This window comes from Pseudomonas sp. S2_C11, assembly GCF_054668395.1.
Genome location: NZ_CP162765.1, coordinates 43,670 through 59,793, shown reverse-complemented (window position 1 = coordinate 59,793; position 16,124 = coordinate 43,670). Strand labels below are relative to the sequence as shown.

15 protein-coding genes are annotated in these 16,124 nt (G+C 60.6%); 9 read left to right on the top strand and 6 right to left on the bottom strand.

The window, feature by feature from the left end:
- Window positions 1–8: 8 nt before the first annotated feature.
- The 8 genes from AB4N48_RS00265 to AB4N48_RS00230 all read left to right on the top strand — a co-directional run bounded on the left by AB4N48_RS00265 (window position 9) and on the right by AB4N48_RS00230 (window position 8,550).
- On the top strand, window positions 9–803 hold the full coding sequence (locus AB4N48_RS00265; protein WP_252884918.1) for a carbon-nitrogen hydrolase family protein: 795 nt from the start codon (window positions 9–11) through the stop codon (window positions 801–803).
- 38 nt (window positions 804–841) lie between these two features.
- Window positions 842–3,253: a pyrroloquinoline quinone biosynthesis protein PqqF gene (gene pqqF / locus AB4N48_RS00260; protein ID WP_256808084.1), complete on the top strand. Its 2,412-nt coding sequence runs from the start codon at window positions 842–844 to the stop codon at window positions 3,251–3,253.
- Window positions 3,254–3,409: 156 nt separating this feature from the next.
- A complete protein-coding gene (pqqA, locus tag AB4N48_RS00255; protein ID WP_003444522.1) occupies window positions 3,410–3,484 on the top strand; it encodes a pyrroloquinoline quinone precursor peptide PqqA in 75 nt (24 codons plus the stop codon).
- A gap of 81 nt (window positions 3,485–3,565) precedes the next feature.
- Complete coding sequence (gene pqqB, locus AB4N48_RS00250; RefSeq protein WP_460094607.1) at window positions 3,566–4,477, top strand: pyrroloquinoline quinone biosynthesis protein PqqB; 912 nt, start codon at window positions 3,566–3,568, stop codon at window positions 4,475–4,477.
- A 139-nt stretch (window positions 4,478–4,616) separates the two neighbouring features.
- Window positions 4,617–5,369 (top strand): pyrroloquinoline-quinone synthase PqqC, encoded by a 753-nt coding sequence (pqqC, locus tag AB4N48_RS00245; protein ID WP_039757691.1) that lies wholly within the window; start codon window positions 4,617–4,619, stop codon window positions 5,367–5,369.
- Window positions 5,366–5,641: a pyrroloquinoline quinone biosynthesis peptide chaperone PqqD gene (gene pqqD, locus AB4N48_RS00240; RefSeq protein WP_056786642.1), complete on the top strand. Its 276-nt coding sequence runs from the start codon at window positions 5,366–5,368 to the stop codon at window positions 5,639–5,641. Before pqqC ends, pqqD begins: the two co-directional genes overlap by 4 nt.
- Window positions 5,613–6,785, top strand: coding sequence for a pyrroloquinoline quinone biosynthesis protein PqqE (gene pqqE, locus AB4N48_RS00235; RefSeq protein WP_056786640.1), 1,173 nt, complete (start codon window positions 5,613–5,615; stop codon window positions 6,783–6,785). Before pqqD ends, pqqE begins: the two co-directional genes overlap by 29 nt.
- Complete coding sequence (locus AB4N48_RS00230; RefSeq protein WP_460094605.1) at window positions 6,751–8,550, top strand: alpha/beta hydrolase family protein; 1,800 nt, start codon at window positions 6,751–6,753, stop codon at window positions 8,548–8,550. The genes pqqE and AB4N48_RS00230 overlap by 35 nt, the downstream gene beginning before the upstream one ends.
- Window positions 8,551–8,666: 116 nt before the next feature.
- Here the strand turns inward: AB4N48_RS00230 and AB4N48_RS00225 are convergent, their stop codons facing one another.
- From AB4N48_RS00225 to AB4N48_RS00210, 4 genes are all read right to left on the bottom strand, one after another.
- Complete coding sequence (locus AB4N48_RS00225) at window positions 8,667–8,825, bottom strand: YqaE/Pmp3 family membrane protein (protein WP_003228885.1); 159 nt, start codon at window positions 8,823–8,825, stop codon at window positions 8,667–8,669.
- Window positions 8,826–8,919: 94 nt separating this feature from the next.
- Window positions 8,920–9,240, bottom strand: a complete 321-nt coding sequence (locus AB4N48_RS00220) for a helix-turn-helix domain-containing protein (protein WP_039757682.1) — start codon at window positions 9,238–9,240, stop codon at window positions 8,920–8,922.
- The gene (locus AB4N48_RS00215) at window positions 9,233–9,589 is read right to left on the bottom strand and encodes a type II toxin-antitoxin system RelE/ParE family toxin (RefSeq protein ID WP_056786636.1); all 357 of its coding nucleotides are present in this window, start codon (window positions 9,587–9,589) and stop codon (window positions 9,233–9,235) included. Before AB4N48_RS00215 ends, AB4N48_RS00220 begins: the two co-directional genes overlap by 8 nt.
- Window positions 9,590–9,839: 250 nt before the next feature.
- The gene (locus tag AB4N48_RS00210; protein ID WP_460094604.1) at window positions 9,840–11,066 is read right to left on the bottom strand and encodes an aspartate aminotransferase family protein; all 1,227 of its coding nucleotides are present in this window, start codon (window positions 11,064–11,066) and stop codon (window positions 9,840–9,842) included.
- 169 nt (window positions 11,067–11,235) lie between these two features.
- Between AB4N48_RS00210 and AB4N48_RS00205 the strand changes: the two genes are divergently transcribed.
- Window positions 11,236–12,150, top strand: coding sequence for a LysR family transcriptional regulator (locus AB4N48_RS00205; protein ID WP_460094602.1), 915 nt, complete (start codon window positions 11,236–11,238; stop codon window positions 12,148–12,150).
- 228 nt (window positions 12,151–12,378) lie between these two features.
- On the opposite strand, the gene AB4N48_RS00200 is transcribed toward AB4N48_RS00205, so the two are convergent.
- Together AB4N48_RS00200 and AB4N48_RS00195 are read right to left on the bottom strand one after the other, a co-directional pair.
- Window positions 12,379–14,157: an acyl-CoA dehydrogenase C-terminal domain-containing protein gene (locus AB4N48_RS00200; protein WP_252886895.1), complete on the bottom strand. Its 1,779-nt coding sequence runs from the start codon at window positions 14,155–14,157 to the stop codon at window positions 12,379–12,381.
- A 157-nt stretch (window positions 14,158–14,314) separates the two neighbouring features.
- Window positions 14,315–16,111, bottom strand: a complete 1,797-nt coding sequence (locus AB4N48_RS00195; protein ID WP_423520354.1) for an acyl-CoA dehydrogenase C-terminal domain-containing protein — start codon at window positions 16,109–16,111, stop codon at window positions 14,315–14,317.
- Window positions 16,112–16,124: the final 13 nt, after the last annotated feature.

The window sequence follows — 16,124 nt, the reverse complement described above, 5'->3', positions numbered from 1 at the left end:
ATTCCCCGATGCGCGTAGCCGTTTACCAATGTCCACCGCTGCCACTGGACCCCGCCGCCAACCTGCATCGCCTGCATCAGGTAGCGATGGAGGCCAAAGGCGCCGATCTGCTGGTGCTGCCGGAGATGTTCATGACCGGCTACAACATCGGCGCCGAAGCGGTCGGCACGCTGGCCGAGGTCTATAACGGTGAATGGGCGCAGCAGATCGGCCGGATTGCCAAGGCTGCCGGTCTGGCGATTGTCTACGGCTACCCCGAGCGCACCGCCGACGGGCAGATCTACAACGCCGTGCAACTGATCGACGCCCACGGCGAGCGTCTGTGCAATTACCGCAAGTCGCATCTGTTCGGCGATCTCGATCGGTCGATGTTCAGCTCCGGCGAAGCGGAGTTGCCGGTGGTTGAGCTGAACGGCTGGAAGCTCGGCTTCCTGATCTGCTACGACCTGGAGTTTCCGGAAAACGCGCGGCGCCTGGCCTTGGCCGGCGCCGAGCTGATTGTGGTGCCGACGGCCAACATGATTCCGTTCGATTTCGTTGCCGATGTCACCGTGCGTGCCCGCGCCTTCGAAAACCAGTGCTACGTGGCTTACGCCAATTACTGCGGACATGAAGGCGATATCCAGTATTGCGGGCAAAGCAGCATTGCCGCGCCGGACGGCAGCCGCATCGCTCTGGCAGGTCTGGACGAGGCGTTGATCGTCGGCGAACTGGACCGACAACTGATGAACGATTCGCGCCAGGCCAATCGCTATCTCAGCGATCGCCGCCCGGAGCTTTACGGCGCGCTCAACCGCCGCTAATCCGCTAGCATGGGCACTTCACTGTTCTGGAAGTGCCCATGCCCGCGCCGACTAATCCCCGCCCCGACTCTGAAACCCTGGCCAACGGCCTGCGCGTGACCCTGCGCCACGTGCCCGGTCTCAAGCGCAGCGCTGCCGCATTGCGCGTGGCGGCCGGCAGCCATGACGTGCCATTGGCATGGCCGGGGCTGGCGCATTTTCTTGAGCACTTGCTGTTTCTCGGCACCGAGCGTTTTCCCACAGACGAAGGGCTGATGGGCTACGTGCAACGTCACGGCGGGCAGGTGAATGCCAGCACCCGTGAGCGCACCACGGATTTTTTCTTCGAGTTGCCTGTGTCGTCCTTCAGCGCGGGGCTCGAGCGTCTGTCAGACATGCTCGCCCGGCCACGGATGAATCGGGACGATCAACTGCGTGAACGGGAAGTGCTGCAGGCGGAATTTGTCGCCTGGTCGCAGGATCCGACAGCACAGCAGCAGTTTGCCCTGTATGAAGGTTTACCCGCGCAGCACCCGTTACGTGGGTTTCATGCGGGCAATCGGGACAGCTTGCAGGTCGAATCGCCAGGGTTTCAGTCGGCGCTGCAAGACTTCCATCAGCGCTTTTATCGAACCGGGCAAATGAGCCTGAGTCTGGTCGGGCCACAAAGTATCGATGAGCTTCGGGAGCTGGCGCAGCAATTCGCAGCAGTGTTGCCGATTGGGGATAAAGTTGCCCAGGCCGCACCGCCACCGTTGGCAGTGAAAAGTTATCAACAGGTCGGCGCTCACTCGAACCTGTTATTCGCTTTCGACGCGTTGCCCGAGTCATCCGCCGAGGCGATGGCTTTTCTCTGTCATTGGTTGAATAGCGCAAAACCTGGTGGATTGCTCGCATACCTGCATCAACAGAATCTGGCTGACAGCCTGAAAGCCACGCCGCTCTACCAGTTCGCCGGCCAAGCGCTGCTGCATCTTCAATTCAATGCTGGCGGCGACCGCCTGGATACCATTCGCGAACACCTGCTGGACTGGCTGAGCTTCTTCGCCCGTCAGGACTGGACGCCGTTGCGCGAGGAATACGCCGCCCTGCTTCAGCGCCAGCAGCAAGTCAGCGGCGCATTGCAACTGGCGCGAACCGACATCGAGCAGCAAGCATTCGGCCTGTCCGAATCCGGCGCTGCCGCACTTGAGCACATCCTTCGCGAAATCGGCGTTGTGGATAACTTCAGCGATCATTGGCATCTGCCCGCCGCGAATCCTTTCTTGCGCGCCAGTGAACCGCTGGCCAACGCCGGGCTGATTCGCGGCCAGACCAGCGCCCACCGTGGCCTGCGCACCTTCGCCCAGGATCGCTCGCGCAGTCGTCGCGAGCGATCGCCGATGCAGTTCAGCCAGGCGCTGCCGGACAACAGCGATGAGGGCGCGATTTACCTGCGCTGGCAGGTCGAGACGGCGGCCAGCGCCGATCTGCGCTCAAGATTGCAGCGCAGTCTGCGCCAGACCCGACAGGATGCGTCCGAAGCCGGAGTGGACTTGTCTTTCAGCGCCGCAGGCAACCAATGCCTGCTGAAAATGACCGGACTACAGGAACCGATGCCCAGCATCCTCGAGCATGCGCTGAAATGTCTGACGATGATCGGCGCCGATTCGCCGCGCGACGAGGTGCAGATACCGTCGATGCCGATCCGCCAACTACTCGAAGCGTTGCCAGAGAAATCCCTGCCCACGATTGAAACCAGCGATGACGCCAATCAGCTGTGGACAACTTCGCGCTGGGACGGCCTGGCTCTAGGCCTTAACCAACAAACCCAATCAGCCTTGGGCCTGGCGCTGAGCCGCATTCCCGGCACACCGGACAATCAGCTACCGCAGATACCGATCACCCAAGCCCAGTACCACTGGAGCCAGATCAACACCGCCTCCAGCGAACACGCGTTGCTGCTGATCTGCCCGACAGCCAGCCGCGATATTGCTGACGAAGCGGCGTGGCGCCTTGTGGCTCAGTTGTGCCAGACGCCTTTCTATCAGCGCCTGCGCGTCGAACTGCAATTGGGGTACGCCGTGTTCAGCGCGCTGCGTCAGTTGCACGGCATGACCGCGATTGTCTTTGGCGTGCAATCGCCGACGAACCCGGCGGGCAAGTTGCTCGAATACATGCAGGAGTTCTTCAACAGCATTCCCGCGTTGATCGAAACGCTCGATGAAGCAAACCTCGAGCAACAGCGTCAAAGCCTCGCCGATCAGTTCGACGACACCACACTGTCCACCAAGGATGCCGCCGAACACCTCTGGCAAGGCAAGCTTGCCGGCCATTCGTCGGATTACCGGGAGCAGTTGGTCACGGCGATCCGGCAACTCGATCGCCAGGCTTTGCTGGCCGCTGCGCAGCGCCTGATCAATGCCGAGGGTGGCTGGCATTGCCTGGCCAATGAATCGATGCCGGGCACACCGTGGCAAGCGGCAAACTGATCATTACCGAGGCTGCAAGGAGCTTTCTCAAAGATTCACGGGTCACGGCGTTGAAATTTTGAGTAACATAGCCGCCTAACTAATTGGAACATCACCGCGCTGCCGTGGACTATAACTATGGATAGCGCTATCCCAACCCTCAGAAGGAGACATCTCATGGCCTGGACCAAACCTGCTTACACCGACCTGCGTATCGGCTTCGAAGTCACCATGTACTTCGCAAGCCGCTGAGTTCTGCCTACGCAGAATCGCAGTGCAACGCCTCGGCTCGCCGAGGCGTTTTATTTTCCGCGTTGAAATGATGGAGCGTTCATGTTCGTCCAGATTCTGGGTTCGGCCGCCGGTGGCGGTTTTCCGCAGTGGAACTGCAACTGCGTCAACTGCGCAGGCTTTCGCGACGGCAGCCTGAATGCCAAGGCCCGCACCCAATCGTCCATCGCCATTTCCGATGACGGCGTGAACTGGGTGCTGTGCAATGCCTCGCCGGACATCCGCGCGCAACTGCAAAGCTTCGCCCCGATGCAACCGGGCCGGGCGCTGCGCGACACCGGCATCAGCGCGATCATCCTGATGGACAGCCAGATCGACCACACCACCGGCCTGCTCAGTCTGCGCGAAGGATGCCCGCATCAGGTCTGGTGCACGGACATGGTTCAGGAAGACCTGAGCACCGGTTTTCCCCTGTTCAAGATGCTCACCCACTGGAACGGCGGGCTGGACTGGAACCGTATCGAGCTCGACCAGAGCTTCACCGTAGCCGCCTGCCCGAATCTGCGTTTCACCCCGTTGCCGTTGCGCAGCGCCGCGCCGCCGTATTCGCCGCACCGTTTCGATCCGCATCCGGGCGACAACATCGGTTTGATCGTTGAAGACCTCAACACTGGCGGCAAGCTGTTCTACGCGCCGGGACTGGGCAAGGTCGATGCGCCGTTGCTGGAAATCATGGCGGGCAGCGATTGCCTGCTGGTCGACGGCACGCTGTGGGATGACGATGAAATGCAGCGCCGTGGCGTCGGCACCCGCACCGGTCGCGAGATGGGCCATCTGGCGCAGAACGGCCCCGGCGGTATGCTCGAAGTGCTGGAGCAGTTGCCCGAGCAGCGCAAGGTACTTATCCACATCAACAACACCAACCCGATCCTCGACGAGGATTCGCCGGAGCGTGCCGAACTGGCGCGGCGTGACGTTGAAGTAGCGTTTGATGGCATGAGTATCGTGCTTTAAGCAATCGAGACCGCTGCGCGGTCTATCGCGAGCAGGCTCACTCCTACAATGGAATGCGATCAACTGTGGGAGCGAGCCTGCTCGCGAAGAGGCCAGCACAGACACCAGAGATTTCCAGGGTTGTTCCCGGAGAACAGACATGACCGACACCCCGCTGTCCCCCGCCGAATTCGAAGCGGCCCTGCGCGCCAAGGGCGCCTACTACCACATCTACCACCCTTACCACGTGGCGATGTACGAAGGCCGTGCGACCCGCGAGCAGATTCAGGGCTGGGTCGCCAACCGCTTCTACTATCAGGTGAACATTCCCCTGAAGGACGCAGCGATCCTCGCCAATTGCCCGGATCGGGAAATCCGCCGCGAGTGGATTCAGCGCCTGCTCGACCACGACGGCGCACCCGGTGAAGATGGCGGCATCGAAGCCTGGCTGCGTCTGGGCCAGGCTGTTGGCCTCGATCCGGACCAATTGCGCTCCCAGGAACTGGTGCTGCCCGGCGTGCGTTTCGCCGTCGATGCCTACGTCAACTTCGCCCGTCGCGCCAGTTGGCAGGAGGCCGCCAGCAGCTCGCTGACCGAACTGTTCGCGCCGCAGATCCACCAGTCGCGTCTGGACAGTTGGCCGCAGCATTACCCATGGATCGACCCGGCCGGTTATGAATATTTCCGCACCCGCCTCGGTCAGGCGCGGCGTGACGTCGAACACGGGCTGGCGATCACCCTCGAGCATTACAAGACCCGCGAAGGCCAGGAGCGCATGCTGGAAATTCTCCAGTTCAAACTGGACATTCTTTGGAGCATGCTCGATGCCATGAGCATGGCCTACGAACTGAACCGTCCGCCGTATCACAGCGTGACCGAACAACGGGTCTGGCATAAAGGAATCATCTTATGAGCTTCGACCGCAGCAAAGTGCCGAGCTGGCGCCCGGGCTATCGCTTCCAATACGAGCCGGCGCAAAAGGGTCACGTGCTGCTCTACCCTGAAGGCATGATCAAACTCAACGACAGCGCCGCACTGATCGGCGGCTTGATTGATGGTGAACGCGATGTCGCGGCGATCATTGCCAAACTCGACGAGCAATTCCCCGGCGTGCCCGAGCTCGGTGACGACATCGAGCAATTCATGGAGGTTGCCCGTGCGCAGCACTGGATCGAACTTGCCTGATTCGTCAGTGCAAGTACCGCCGAAACCTGAAGTCGGCCTGCCCCTTTGGTTGCTCGCCGAGCTGACCTACCGCTGCCCGCTGCAATGCCCGTATTGCTCGAACCCACTGGATTTCGCCGAGCAGGGCAAAGAGCTGACCACCGAGCAATGGATCAAGGTGTTCCGCGAAGCGCGGGAGATGGGCGCGGCGCAATTGGGCTTTTCCGGCGGCGAACCGCTGGTGCGTCAGGACTTGGCCGAACTGATCCATGAAGCGCGGCAGCTGGGTTTCTACACCAACCTGATCACCTCCGGCATTGGCCTGACCGAGCAGAAAATCAGCGACTTCAAAAAGGCCGGGCTTGATCACATCCAGATCAGTTTTCAGGCCAGCGACGAGCAAGTGAACAACCTGCTCGCCGGTTCGAAAAAGGCCTTTGCGCAAAAGCTGGAAATGGCTCGCGCAGTCAAGGCCCACGGCTATCCGATGGTGCTGAACTTCGTCACCCATCGGCACAACATCGACAAGATCGACCGCATTATCGAACTGTGCATTGCGCTGGAGGCCGACTTCGTCGAACTCGCCACTTGCCAGTTCTACGGCTGGGCGCAGCTGAACCGTGTTGGCCTGCTGCCGACCAGGGAGCAACTGGTGCGCGCCGAACGCATCACCAACGAATACCGGGCCAGGCTGGAAGCCGAAGGGCATCCGTGCAAGCTGATTTTCGTCACTCCGGACTATTACGAAGAACGCCCGAAAGCCTGCATGAACGGCTGGGGCAGCATCTTCCTGACCGTCACCCCGGACGGCACCGCCCTGCCCTGCCATGGTGCCCGCCAGATGCCGGTGCAGTTTCCCAACGTGCGCGATCACAGCATGCAACACATCTGGTATGACTCGTTCGGCTTCAACCGTTTTCGCGGTTACGACTGGATGCCCGAGCCGTGCCGCTCTTGCGACGAGAAAGAAAAAGACTTCGGCGGCTGCCGCTGCCAGGCGTTCATGCTCACCGGCGACGCCAGTAATGCCGACCCGGTGTGCAGCAAGTCCGAACATCACGGCGTGATCCTCAAGGCCCGCGAAGAAGCCGAGACCGCCACTCAAACCATCGAACAATTGGCCTTTCGCAATGAACGAAACTCACGCCTCATCGCCAAGGGCTGAGCCTTTCAGCGCCGCCCAGGCCGTCGCCGCCGGAACCGACTTCGCCGAACTGCAGCTCGGCGCCCATGGTGTGTTCTGGAATGAATACCGCCCCGAGGATGCCGCATGCCGGATCTGGCATTGGCGCGATGGCGCAGCGAAAAGTCTGACGCCGGACGGCTTCAGCGTGCGTAGCCGCGTGTACGAATATGGCGGTGGTGCGTTTTGTCTGACGCCTGACGGGGTGGTTTTCGTCAATGAAGCGGATCAGCAGATGTATCGGCAGGCGCTGGATGGCGAGCCGGTTGCGCTGACGTCGACTGACTGCCGCTACGGCGATCTGCAATTCGCCGCTGGCCGGGTATTGGCGGTTGAAGAGCAGCAGGATCGGCATCGCCTGGTGGCAATTGATCTGGCGACCGGTACGCGACAGGTGCTGGCCGAGGGTGCGGATTTTTATGCGTCACCAACGCTCAGCCCCGATGGCCAGCGGCTGGCGTGGATCGAGTGGAGTCGCCCGCATCAGCCGTGGACCTCGACGCGCTTGATGGTCGCGCAAGGCGATTTTTCTGCGCCTCGCTGTGTTGCCGGTACGCAGATGGAGGAGTCGATCCAGCAGCCGCGATTCGACGCTGATGGGCGGCTCTATTGCCTGACGGACCGTGACGGCTACTGGCAGCCGTGGGGCGAAACGACCGATGGCCTGAAAGCGCTGGCCAGCGTCGCGGCCGATCACGCGCCCGCGCCGTGGCAGCTAGGCGGCTGCACGTGGCTGCCTGTCGGTGATCAATTTTTAGCCAGTTGGAGCGAGGATGGTTTCGGTCGCCTGGCCCTTGGAAGTGAAGATTTCAGCGGTGACTACAGCCGCTTCCGCCACTTGGCGATGGATCAACAATTCATCTATTGCATCGCTGCATCGCCGACCAGCCCGTCGGCAGTGATCGCCATTGATCGTGTGTCGCATGCCGTGAAAATCCTCGCTGGCGGCGTGGCTCCATTGCCTGCCGAACGCATCAGCCGTCCGCAGACCTTGCGTTATCCGAGCGGCTCCGGCGAGGCGCACGGTTTCTTTTACCCGGCCATGAGCGGTGAAGCGAAACCTCCGCTGGTGGTGTTTATCCACGGCGGCCCGACGTCGGCGTGCTATCCGATACTCGACCCGCGCATCCAGTACTGGACGCAGCGCGGCTTTGCTGTCGCCGACCTCAACTATCGCGGCAGCAGTGGCTATGGTCGCGAATATCGCCAAGCGCTGCATCTGCGCTGGGGCGAGGTGGATGTCGAGGATGCCTGCGCGGTGGTCAGCCATCTCGCCGGACAGGGCTTGATCGATGGCGACCGCGCGTTCATTCGCGGTGGCAGTGCGGGTGGCTACACAACGCTTTGTGCGCTGGCGTTCAGACAGGTTTTCCGCGCAGGCGCCAGCCTCTACGGCGTCAGCGATCCGGTCGCGTTGGCTCGCGCAACGCACAAGTTCGAGGGCGATTATTTGGACTGGCTGATCGGCGATCCCGAGCGAGATGCCGAACGCTATGCCGCCCGCACGCCATTGCTGCACGCCGATAACATTCGCGTGCCGGTGATTTTCTTTCAGGGTGAACTGGACGCGGTGGTCGTGCCGCAACAGACCCGCGACATGGTCGCGGCGCTGGAGCACAACGGCGTCCCGGTCCAAGCGCATTACTACCCTGACGAACGCCACGGCTTCCGCCGCGCGGCCAACCAGGCGCATGCGCTGGAGCAGGAGTGGACGTTTTATCGGCGAGTGATGGGGCTGGTTGACTGAAAACTGTGTTGCGCCCTTCGCGAACAGGCTCGCTCCCACAGAGGACTTGTGTACACCACAGATCCAGTGTGGGAGCGAGCCTGCTCGCGAAAGCTATCTAAGTTGCGCTAGCGGACTCAGCGCTTGGCGATGATATACACCGCATGCACGATCCCCGGAATGTAGCCGCACAACGTCAGCAGAATGTTCAGCCAGAACGCCCCGCCAAACCCGACCTGCAGAAACACGCCCAGTGGCGGCAACAGAATAGCGATGATGATACGAATGAAATCCATGGGGCAGCTCCTGAATGGGGGTTGGCTCACTTGAGCCATACAAGCTAATCGACACGCGCCGTTCGTCAGGGTTCAGTGCAATAGCTCGTCAGGCTCAAGCGAGAATTTTCAACCCATGTTTTTGTACGATGCTCAGTAGTTTGAGCGCCATACCGCTGGGATGTTTGTCACCCGATTCCCACTGCTTCACCGTGGATGCACTTGTGTTGAGATAGCGTGCAAATACCGGTTGGCTGACCTTGTTTCGCTCGCGTAGCGCCTTGATCTCCTCAGCCGGGATCGCTAAGGGAACCGATGCCAGACAGGAGTCATCGAATTCTCGCATCGTTGCCTTGTTTATTGCTCCGACAGCAAGCAACGCCCCGGCTGATTCGTGTATCGATTCAAAGACTTCACTTTTGAATTTCTTACTCATGACATATCTCCACAAACTCCTTCATCGCCAACAAGTCGCTGATCTGCGCTTCGGTCAGTTGCGCATAGACCTTTGCCAATTTACGTAAATCCTTCAATTCTGTTGGCGTGATATTGCTTTGATCCTGCTTGGCGAAAAGCACTTGGTAGATCCAGTGACGTCCACCTTTTGCCAAAACAATCGAACGGTGACGGTTCGCCTTCAAGCGCTTCTTCCACACGCCTCCGCCAAGATTGTCCGCCTGTCCCTGAAGCATCTGGTGAAACGCCTCTTGCAACTCTTCATCTGTGATCCACGCCCTGCTGGCCTGGAGGGCGAAGCGTTTGGTCTTGAACAACCTCAATGGCATAGGTATCCCTTCCAAAAACATACCACCCAGTGGTACAGATCGCAAAACGGCTTTTTCGGTGATACCGATCAGGCCGTGGCCGCATCCCTTGCTGGCATTCTCTAAAAGACCATCCGCGGTACGATCCCTCAAGCTCTAAATCCCGTCTGTAAAACCCGGCCACAAAAAAACGCCCTACGCCAAAAGAATCAGGCGTGGGGCGTGCGTTATACCGCGAGACGGTTCGAGTAATCGGTTGGGGCTGCTCGGCTCAGACGGCAATGCCTTTGCGGCAGTGCACTTGGGCGGTGCGCACCCGCGAGAAGGCGCGGCCCAGGCGCAGGAGCATTTCGTCGATGTTGGCTTTGCTGACAGTGAGGGCCGGGGTGAAGCGCAGGCAGTCAGGCTGCGCGGCGTTCAATATCAGGCCTTCGTGAAGTGCGGCATGGACGACGGCGTCGGCGCATTCGTCGGACAGCGTCAACCCGTAAAACAGGCCTTGGCCGCGCAAATCGCCGTGGCCGTAGCGGTGCGCCAGTCGCGCAAGGCCTTCGCGCAAATGCTGGCCGCTGTCGTTAACCTGCTGGAGAAAGCTGCGGTCATGGATGCTGTCGAGCACCACCAGACCGGCCGCCGTCATCAAGGCGTTGCCGTGATGGGTGCCGCTCAGCTCGCCGGTGGCGAAGCAGCAAGCCTTGCCTCGCGCCAGCAAGGCCGCCAGCGGCAAGCCGCCGCCGAGGCCTTTGCCGAGCACGACGATATCGCCGCGAATACCGTAGGACTGTTCGGCGAGCAAGCTGCCGCAGCGGCCGATACCGGTCTGCACTTCGTCGAGAATCAGCAGAATGCCCAGTTCACGGCACAGTCGCTCGACCCCTTTGAGGTAGTGCCCGGTCGCGGGAATGACCCCGGCATCGCTCTGGATCGGCTCCAGCATGATCGCCACGGTCTGCGCGTCCACCGCCGCATGCAGCGCCGGCAGGTCGTTGAATGGCACTCGATCAATCGTCGCCAGACTGCGGCCATGACAACCCTGCTCAGCCATGATGATCCGCGAGGCGCCGCCGCGATGCAGCTGCCCCCATTTGCGCGCCAGTTTGATCGCCGCCTCACAAGCCTCGCTGCCACTGTTGAGCAGATACGCCTGTTCGCTGGACGTGCTGGCGCACAAACGTTCGGCGAGGCTGAGCATGCCGCGATTGTGCAGATTGAAGCCTGGATTGATCAGCGCCTGGGCCTGATTGGCGATGGCTTTGACCAACGCCGTGGGGCTGTGGCCAAGGCTGTTGGCGCCGCCGGCCTGGGAAAAGTCGAGGTAGGCGCGATCGTTGCTGTCCCATAGCCATGAACCCTGGCCGCGAACGAACACTTGTTGCGGCCGATCGACGCTGGGCATCAGGCGTTGGGCATTGAGATGGTCGGTCATAGCGGATGGCCCCGCCTCGAAGCAGAGGTCATCCAGACTCGGCGTCTGGCGCCGCAAACTGAACAGATTCATGCGGAAAAACCTCGTTGGAGGTTTTTTGAACTGCCTATGTAATCACGAACGAAGCAAATGGAATTCGTCACGCTTTCTGGCCCTGCAAGCCTTGTGAATGCGGTTAGACTAGGCGCGCAAACGGCTTCAGGCCATTTCGATTTCTCAGCCATTTCGATAAGCGCTACTTATGGATTTCAAACAACTGCGTTATTTCGTCGCGGTCTACGAAGAAGGCCATGTCGGCCGTGCGGCTGAGCGCTTGTCGATCTCGCAACCGGCGCTGTCGCAACAGATCCGTCAGCTGGAGCAGAACCTCGACGTAACCCTGTTCGAACGCAGCAGTAAACGCCTGCTGCCGACCCTCGCTGCGCATACGCTGTACAACCACGCGTTGCCATTGCTCGATGGCTTGCAGCGGGCGCGCGAGGCGTTGGGTAGTTTCAAGGGTCAGGCACTGCGCACACTGGCGATCGGTGTGTTGCAAACGGTGCACACCAGCCTTGTGCCGCAGATGCTCGAGCGTGTGCGCAAGGCGCAGCCGCATCTGGTGGTACAAATCTATGAACTGACCGGGCTGGAAATCGAACGGCGCTTGCTCAACGGTTCGCTGGACATCGGTATCAGCTATCTGCCACCGCGCCAACCCGGTCTGCACGGTGTGTTGCTGTACGAAGATGAACTGACGCTGGTCATCCCGGCGGACCATCCCTTGCGCGAGTTCAAGAAGGTCTCGATGCGCCAGGCTGCTGAGCTGCCCATGTTGCTGCTCGGCGAAGAGTTCCAGATCCGACAGATCTGGCAGGCACAACTGACCAGCCTCGGACGACGCCCGCAGGTGCAGGCCGAGTTGAACAATATGCTGGGGATTCTCGATAGCCTGCCGCACACCAGGCTGGCAACGGTGCTGCCGGGACGTTCGCAAAAGGAATATGACGATGAAGATCTGCTATGGAAACCGCTGAGCGAACCACGGGTGCCGTTGCAAGTTGGCCTGGTGTGCCGTGATGTGCAACGCCAGCAGGCCTCGTTGGCATTGCTGCGGACATTGCTTGAAGAGGTGATCGACCGCGAAACGAAGCCGCCCCTTGATCCGCTCGCCTGAAACTTTTCTTCAGGCAAAAGAAAACCCCGCCGAAGCGGGGCTTTGCAGACTGTTTCCCTGACATCCATTTCACTCCGCCACCCTGGCAGAATCCTACGTGTCCGTGTTGTTTACTTTGCGCTTCCTGCGCGACGTCCATGAAATGTAGATTAGCCGTGGATCCAATATACGGATATGGGAGAACAGCAGCACGTCACGTAAGCAAATGCTTACATGACGTCTACAGGATCAAAACTGTGCCGCATCCAGCAGGAACAGCGACTCGCTACCGGCCTTGACCGACGCGCTCAACGAGTGGATACGCGGCAGCAGGCGGGCGAAATAGAAGCGCGCGGTGCCCAGCTTGCTCGCATAGAAATCCTCCTGCGCTTCCTTGCCCAGCGCGGCTTTGGCCATCAACGCCCACATGTAGGCGTAAGCGGTGTAGCCGAACGCTTGCAAATATTCGACCGAGGCCGCGCCGATTTCGTTCGGATTGTTTTTCGCCCGGTCCAGCAGCCACGCGGTCAACTCGTCGAGGGTGTCGACGGCATCGTTCAACGGCTTGGTGAACTCGCCCAGATCGGCGCTGGCGGTTGCGGTGAAATGGCGGATCTCGTCAGCGAACAGCTGGTAGAACGCGCCGCCACTGCCAACGATCTTGCGCCCGACCAGGTCCAGCGCCTGAATGCCGTTGGTGCCTTCGTAGATCTGGGTGATGCGCACATCACGCACCAGTTGTTCCTGGCCCCACTCGCGGATGTAGCCGTGGCCACCAAAAATCTGCTGGCCGTGGACGGTGGTTTCCAGACCCAGGTCGGTCAGGAAAGCTTTCGCTACCGGCGTCAGCAGCGCCACCAGATCTTCCGCGCGTTTGCGGGTGGTCGCGTCTTCGCTGAACTTGGCGGTGTCCAGTTGCATCGCCACATACGTGGAGAACGCACGGCCGCCTTCGTTCGAGGCTTTCATGGTCAGCAGCATGCGTCGCACGTCCGGGTGGACGATGATCGGGTCGGCGACTTTGTCCTTGTTCTGCGCACCGGTCGGCGAACGACTCTGCAGACGATCGCGCGCGTATTCAACAGCGTTCTGATAAGAGCGCTCGCCCGTGGCCAGGCCTTGAATACCAACGCCCAGGCGCTCGTAGTTCATCATGGTGAACATCGCCGCCAGGCCTTTGTTCGGCTCGCCGACCAGATAACCCACGGCTTCGTCGAAGTTCATCACGCAGGTCGCCGAGGCCTGAATGCCCATCTTGTGCTCGATCGAGCCACAGTTGACCGGGTTACGCGCACCAAGGCTGCCGTCGGCATTGACCATGAACTTCGGTACCAGGAACAGCGAAATGCCTTTTGGACCGGCCGGGGCATCAGGCAGCTTGGCCAGTACCAGATGAATGATGTTCTCGGTGAGGTCGTGCTCGCCGCCGGTGATGAAGATCTTGGTGCCGCTGACCTTGTAGGAACCGTCGGCCTGAGGTTCGGCTTTGGTGCGAATGATCCCCAGATCGGTGCCCGCGTGCGGCTCGGTCAGGCACATGGAACCGGCCCAGATGCCGGCGTACATGTTCGGCAGGTACGCAGCTTTCAGTTCTTCGCTGGCATGGGCATTGATCGACAGGCAGGCGCCGGCGGTCAGCATCGGGTACAGACCGAACGCGAGGCTGGCGGAGTTGACCATTTCTTCGACCTGCGCCGACACGGCTTTGGGCATGCCCATGCCGCCGTAGGCCGGATCGCCGCCAACACCGACCCAGCCGCCTTCAGCATAAGTCTGATAGGCCTGTGGGAAACCGGCCGGCGTGGTGACGGCACCGTCCGCCCAATGGCAACCTTCCTCGTCAGCAGCACGGCTCAGTGGCGCGATGCTTTTGCTGGTGACCTTGCCGGCCTCTTCGAGAATCGCTTCAACGGTTTCGGCATCGACGGTCTCGGCCAGCGCCGGCAGCTCGGCCCAGAGTTTGGCGACTTCGAACACTTCATTGAGGACGAAGCGCATATCGCGCAGCGGCGCTTTGTAGTCAGCCATGGCAAACCTCGCAAGATCTAAACAGGTGGTTCGTGGAATGATGTTTTCGTTGATCCGGAGTGTACCTCAACAACTTTTGCGACACATAGGGTCAACCGGTGACTGATTTGTTATTTTTGGTCACCGGAAAAAGATCGCCGCGATCTTTCGATCTGCCCTACAAAGCAAACGCCTGCGCCGGCAGATTCATCAAACAATCACTCCCCGCCTCGATCGCCGCCTGATGCGCAGCCGTACGCGGCAGCAAGCGCTTGAAGTAGAACTCGCACGTCGCCAGTTTGCCCTTGAGGAAATCAGCCTCACCCTCGCCCGCCTCCAGCTGTGCCTGAGCAACCAACGCCATGCGCAGCCACAGGTAGCCCAGGATGATGTAGCCGCTGTACATCAGATAATCCACCGACGCAGCACCGACTTCGTCCGGGTTCTTCATGGCCGCCATGCCGACCTTCATGGTCAGATCGCCCCACTGTTGGTTGAGCCCGTTGAGTTGCGCGACGAAGCGGCCCAGCTGCGCATGTTCGGCGTTCGCTGCGCAGAACTTGTGGACGATTTTGGTAAAGCCGCGCAGCAGCTTGCCCTGACTGCCCAGCACCTTGCGCCCGAGCAGGTCGAGCGCTTGAATGCCGTTGGTGCCTTCGTAGATCGGCGCAATCCGGCAATCGCGCACCAGTTGCTCCATGCCCCACTCACGAATGAAGCCGTGGCCGCCGAATACCTGCATGCCGTGATTGGTCACTTCCAGCCCGGTGTCGGTCATGAACGCCTTGCAGATCGGCGTGAGGAACGCCAGCAGGTCTTCGGCCTCCTGACGCGCATCGGCATCGCTGCTCAGGTGCGCAACATCGAGCATCTGCGCAGTGAAATAGGTCAGCGCGCGGTTGCCTTCGTTGAAGGCTTTCATGGTCAGCAACATGCGTCGCACATCGGGGTGAACGATGATCGGGTCGGCAGGTTTTTCCGGGGATTTGGCACCGGTCAGGGCGCGCATCTGCAGGCGGTCATTGGCGTACTTGATCGCGCCCTGAAAACTCGCCTCGCCCAGACACAGCCCCTGCATGCCAGTACCAAGCCGCGCGTGGTTCATCATGGTGAACATGCAGTTGAGGCCCTTGTTCGGCTCGCCGATCAAGTAACCCGTGGCGGCATCGAAATTCAGCACGCACGTAGCAGAAGCCTTGATGCCCATCTTGTGCTCGATCGAGCCACAGGAAACGCCATTGCGCTCACCCGCTTCGCCTGCTGCATCGGGCAGAAACTTGGGCACGATAAACAGGGAAATGCCCTTGGTTCCGGCCGGTGCGTCCGGCAGCTTGGCCAGGACCAGATGGATGATGTTGTCGCTCAGGTCATGCTCACCAGCGGAGATGAAAATCTTGCTGCCGGTGATCGCGTAGCTGCCGTCGGCCCGGGGCACCGCGCGAGTCTTGATGATGCCCAGATCAGTGCCGCAGTGCGCTTCGGTCAGGCACATGGTGCCGGTCCACTGGCCAGCGGTGAGTTTGCTCAGGTAGGTGTCTTTCTGCTCGGCGGTACCGTGGGCGTGGATCGCCGACATCGCGCCGTGGGTCAGGCCGGGGTACATGCCCCAGGACGTGTTGCTGGAGCCGACCATCTCGCTGATCACCAGCCCTAGCGAACTCGGCAACCCTTGGCCACCGTAAGCCGGATCAGCCGCCAAACCGTGCCAGCCGCCCTCGACATATTGTGCGAAGGCCTGCTTGAAGCCTGTAGGCGTTGTCACCACGCCGTTGTCGAAATGGCAGCCCTCTTCGTCGCCGCTGCGATTGAGCGGGGCCAGCACGTTCTCGCAGAACTTCGCGCCTTCTTCGAGGATCGCGCTGATCATGTCCGGGCTGGCGTCATGAGCGCCGAGAGCGGCGTAGTTGGTATGGAAGTCGAAGACGTGATCGATCAGAAAGCGCATGTCGCGCAGGGGAGCTTTGTACTCGGGCATGGTGGATTCTCCG

Excerpts from the sequence above, each read along its gene's own strand:
- AB4N48_RS00230 (WP_460094605.1), top strand. The coding sequence starts at position 6,751 with ATGAACGAAACTCACGCCTCATCGCCAAGGGCTGAGCCTTTCAGCGCC.
- pqqB (WP_460094607.1), top strand. The coding sequence starts at position 3,566 with ATGTTCGTCCAGATTCTGGGTTCGGCCGCCGGTGGCGGTTTTCCGCAG.
- AB4N48_RS00225 (WP_003228885.1), bottom strand. The coding sequence starts at position 8,825 with ATGGATTTCATTCGTATCATCATCGCTATTCTGTTGCCGCCACTGGGC.
- pqqC (WP_039757691.1), top strand. The coding sequence starts at position 4,617 with ATGACCGACACCCCGCTGTCCCCCGCCGAATTCGAAGCGGCCCTGCGC.
- AB4N48_RS00205 (WP_460094602.1), top strand. The coding sequence starts at position 11,236 with ATGGATTTCAAACAACTGCGTTATTTCGTCGCGGTCTACGAAGAAGGC.
- AB4N48_RS00210 (WP_460094604.1), bottom strand. The coding sequence starts at position 11,066 with ATGAATCTGTTCAGTTTGCGGCGCCAGACGCCGAGTCTGGATGACCTC.
- AB4N48_RS00215 (WP_056786636.1), bottom strand. The coding sequence starts at position 9,589 with ATGCCATTGAGGTTGTTCAAGACCAAACGCTTCGCCCTCCAGGCCAGC.
- AB4N48_RS00200 (WP_252886895.1), bottom strand. The coding sequence starts at position 14,157 with ATGGCTGACTACAAAGCGCCGCTGCGCGATATGCGCTTCGTCCTCAAT.
- pqqF (WP_256808084.1), top strand. The coding sequence starts at position 842 with ATGCCCGCGCCGACTAATCCCCGCCCCGACTCTGAAACCCTGGCCAAC.
- AB4N48_RS00220 (WP_039757682.1), bottom strand. The coding sequence starts at position 9,240 with ATGAGTAAGAAATTCAAAAGTGAAGTCTTTGAATCGATACACGAATCA.
- pqqD (WP_056786642.1), top strand. The coding sequence starts at position 5,366 with ATGAGCTTCGACCGCAGCAAAGTGCCGAGCTGGCGCCCGGGCTATCGC.
- AB4N48_RS00265 (WP_252884918.1), top strand. The coding sequence starts at position 9 with ATGCGCGTAGCCGTTTACCAATGTCCACCGCTGCCACTGGACCCCGCC.
- AB4N48_RS00195 (WP_423520354.1), bottom strand. The coding sequence starts at position 16,111 with ATGCCCGAGTACAAAGCTCCCCTGCGCGACATGCGCTTTCTGATCGAT.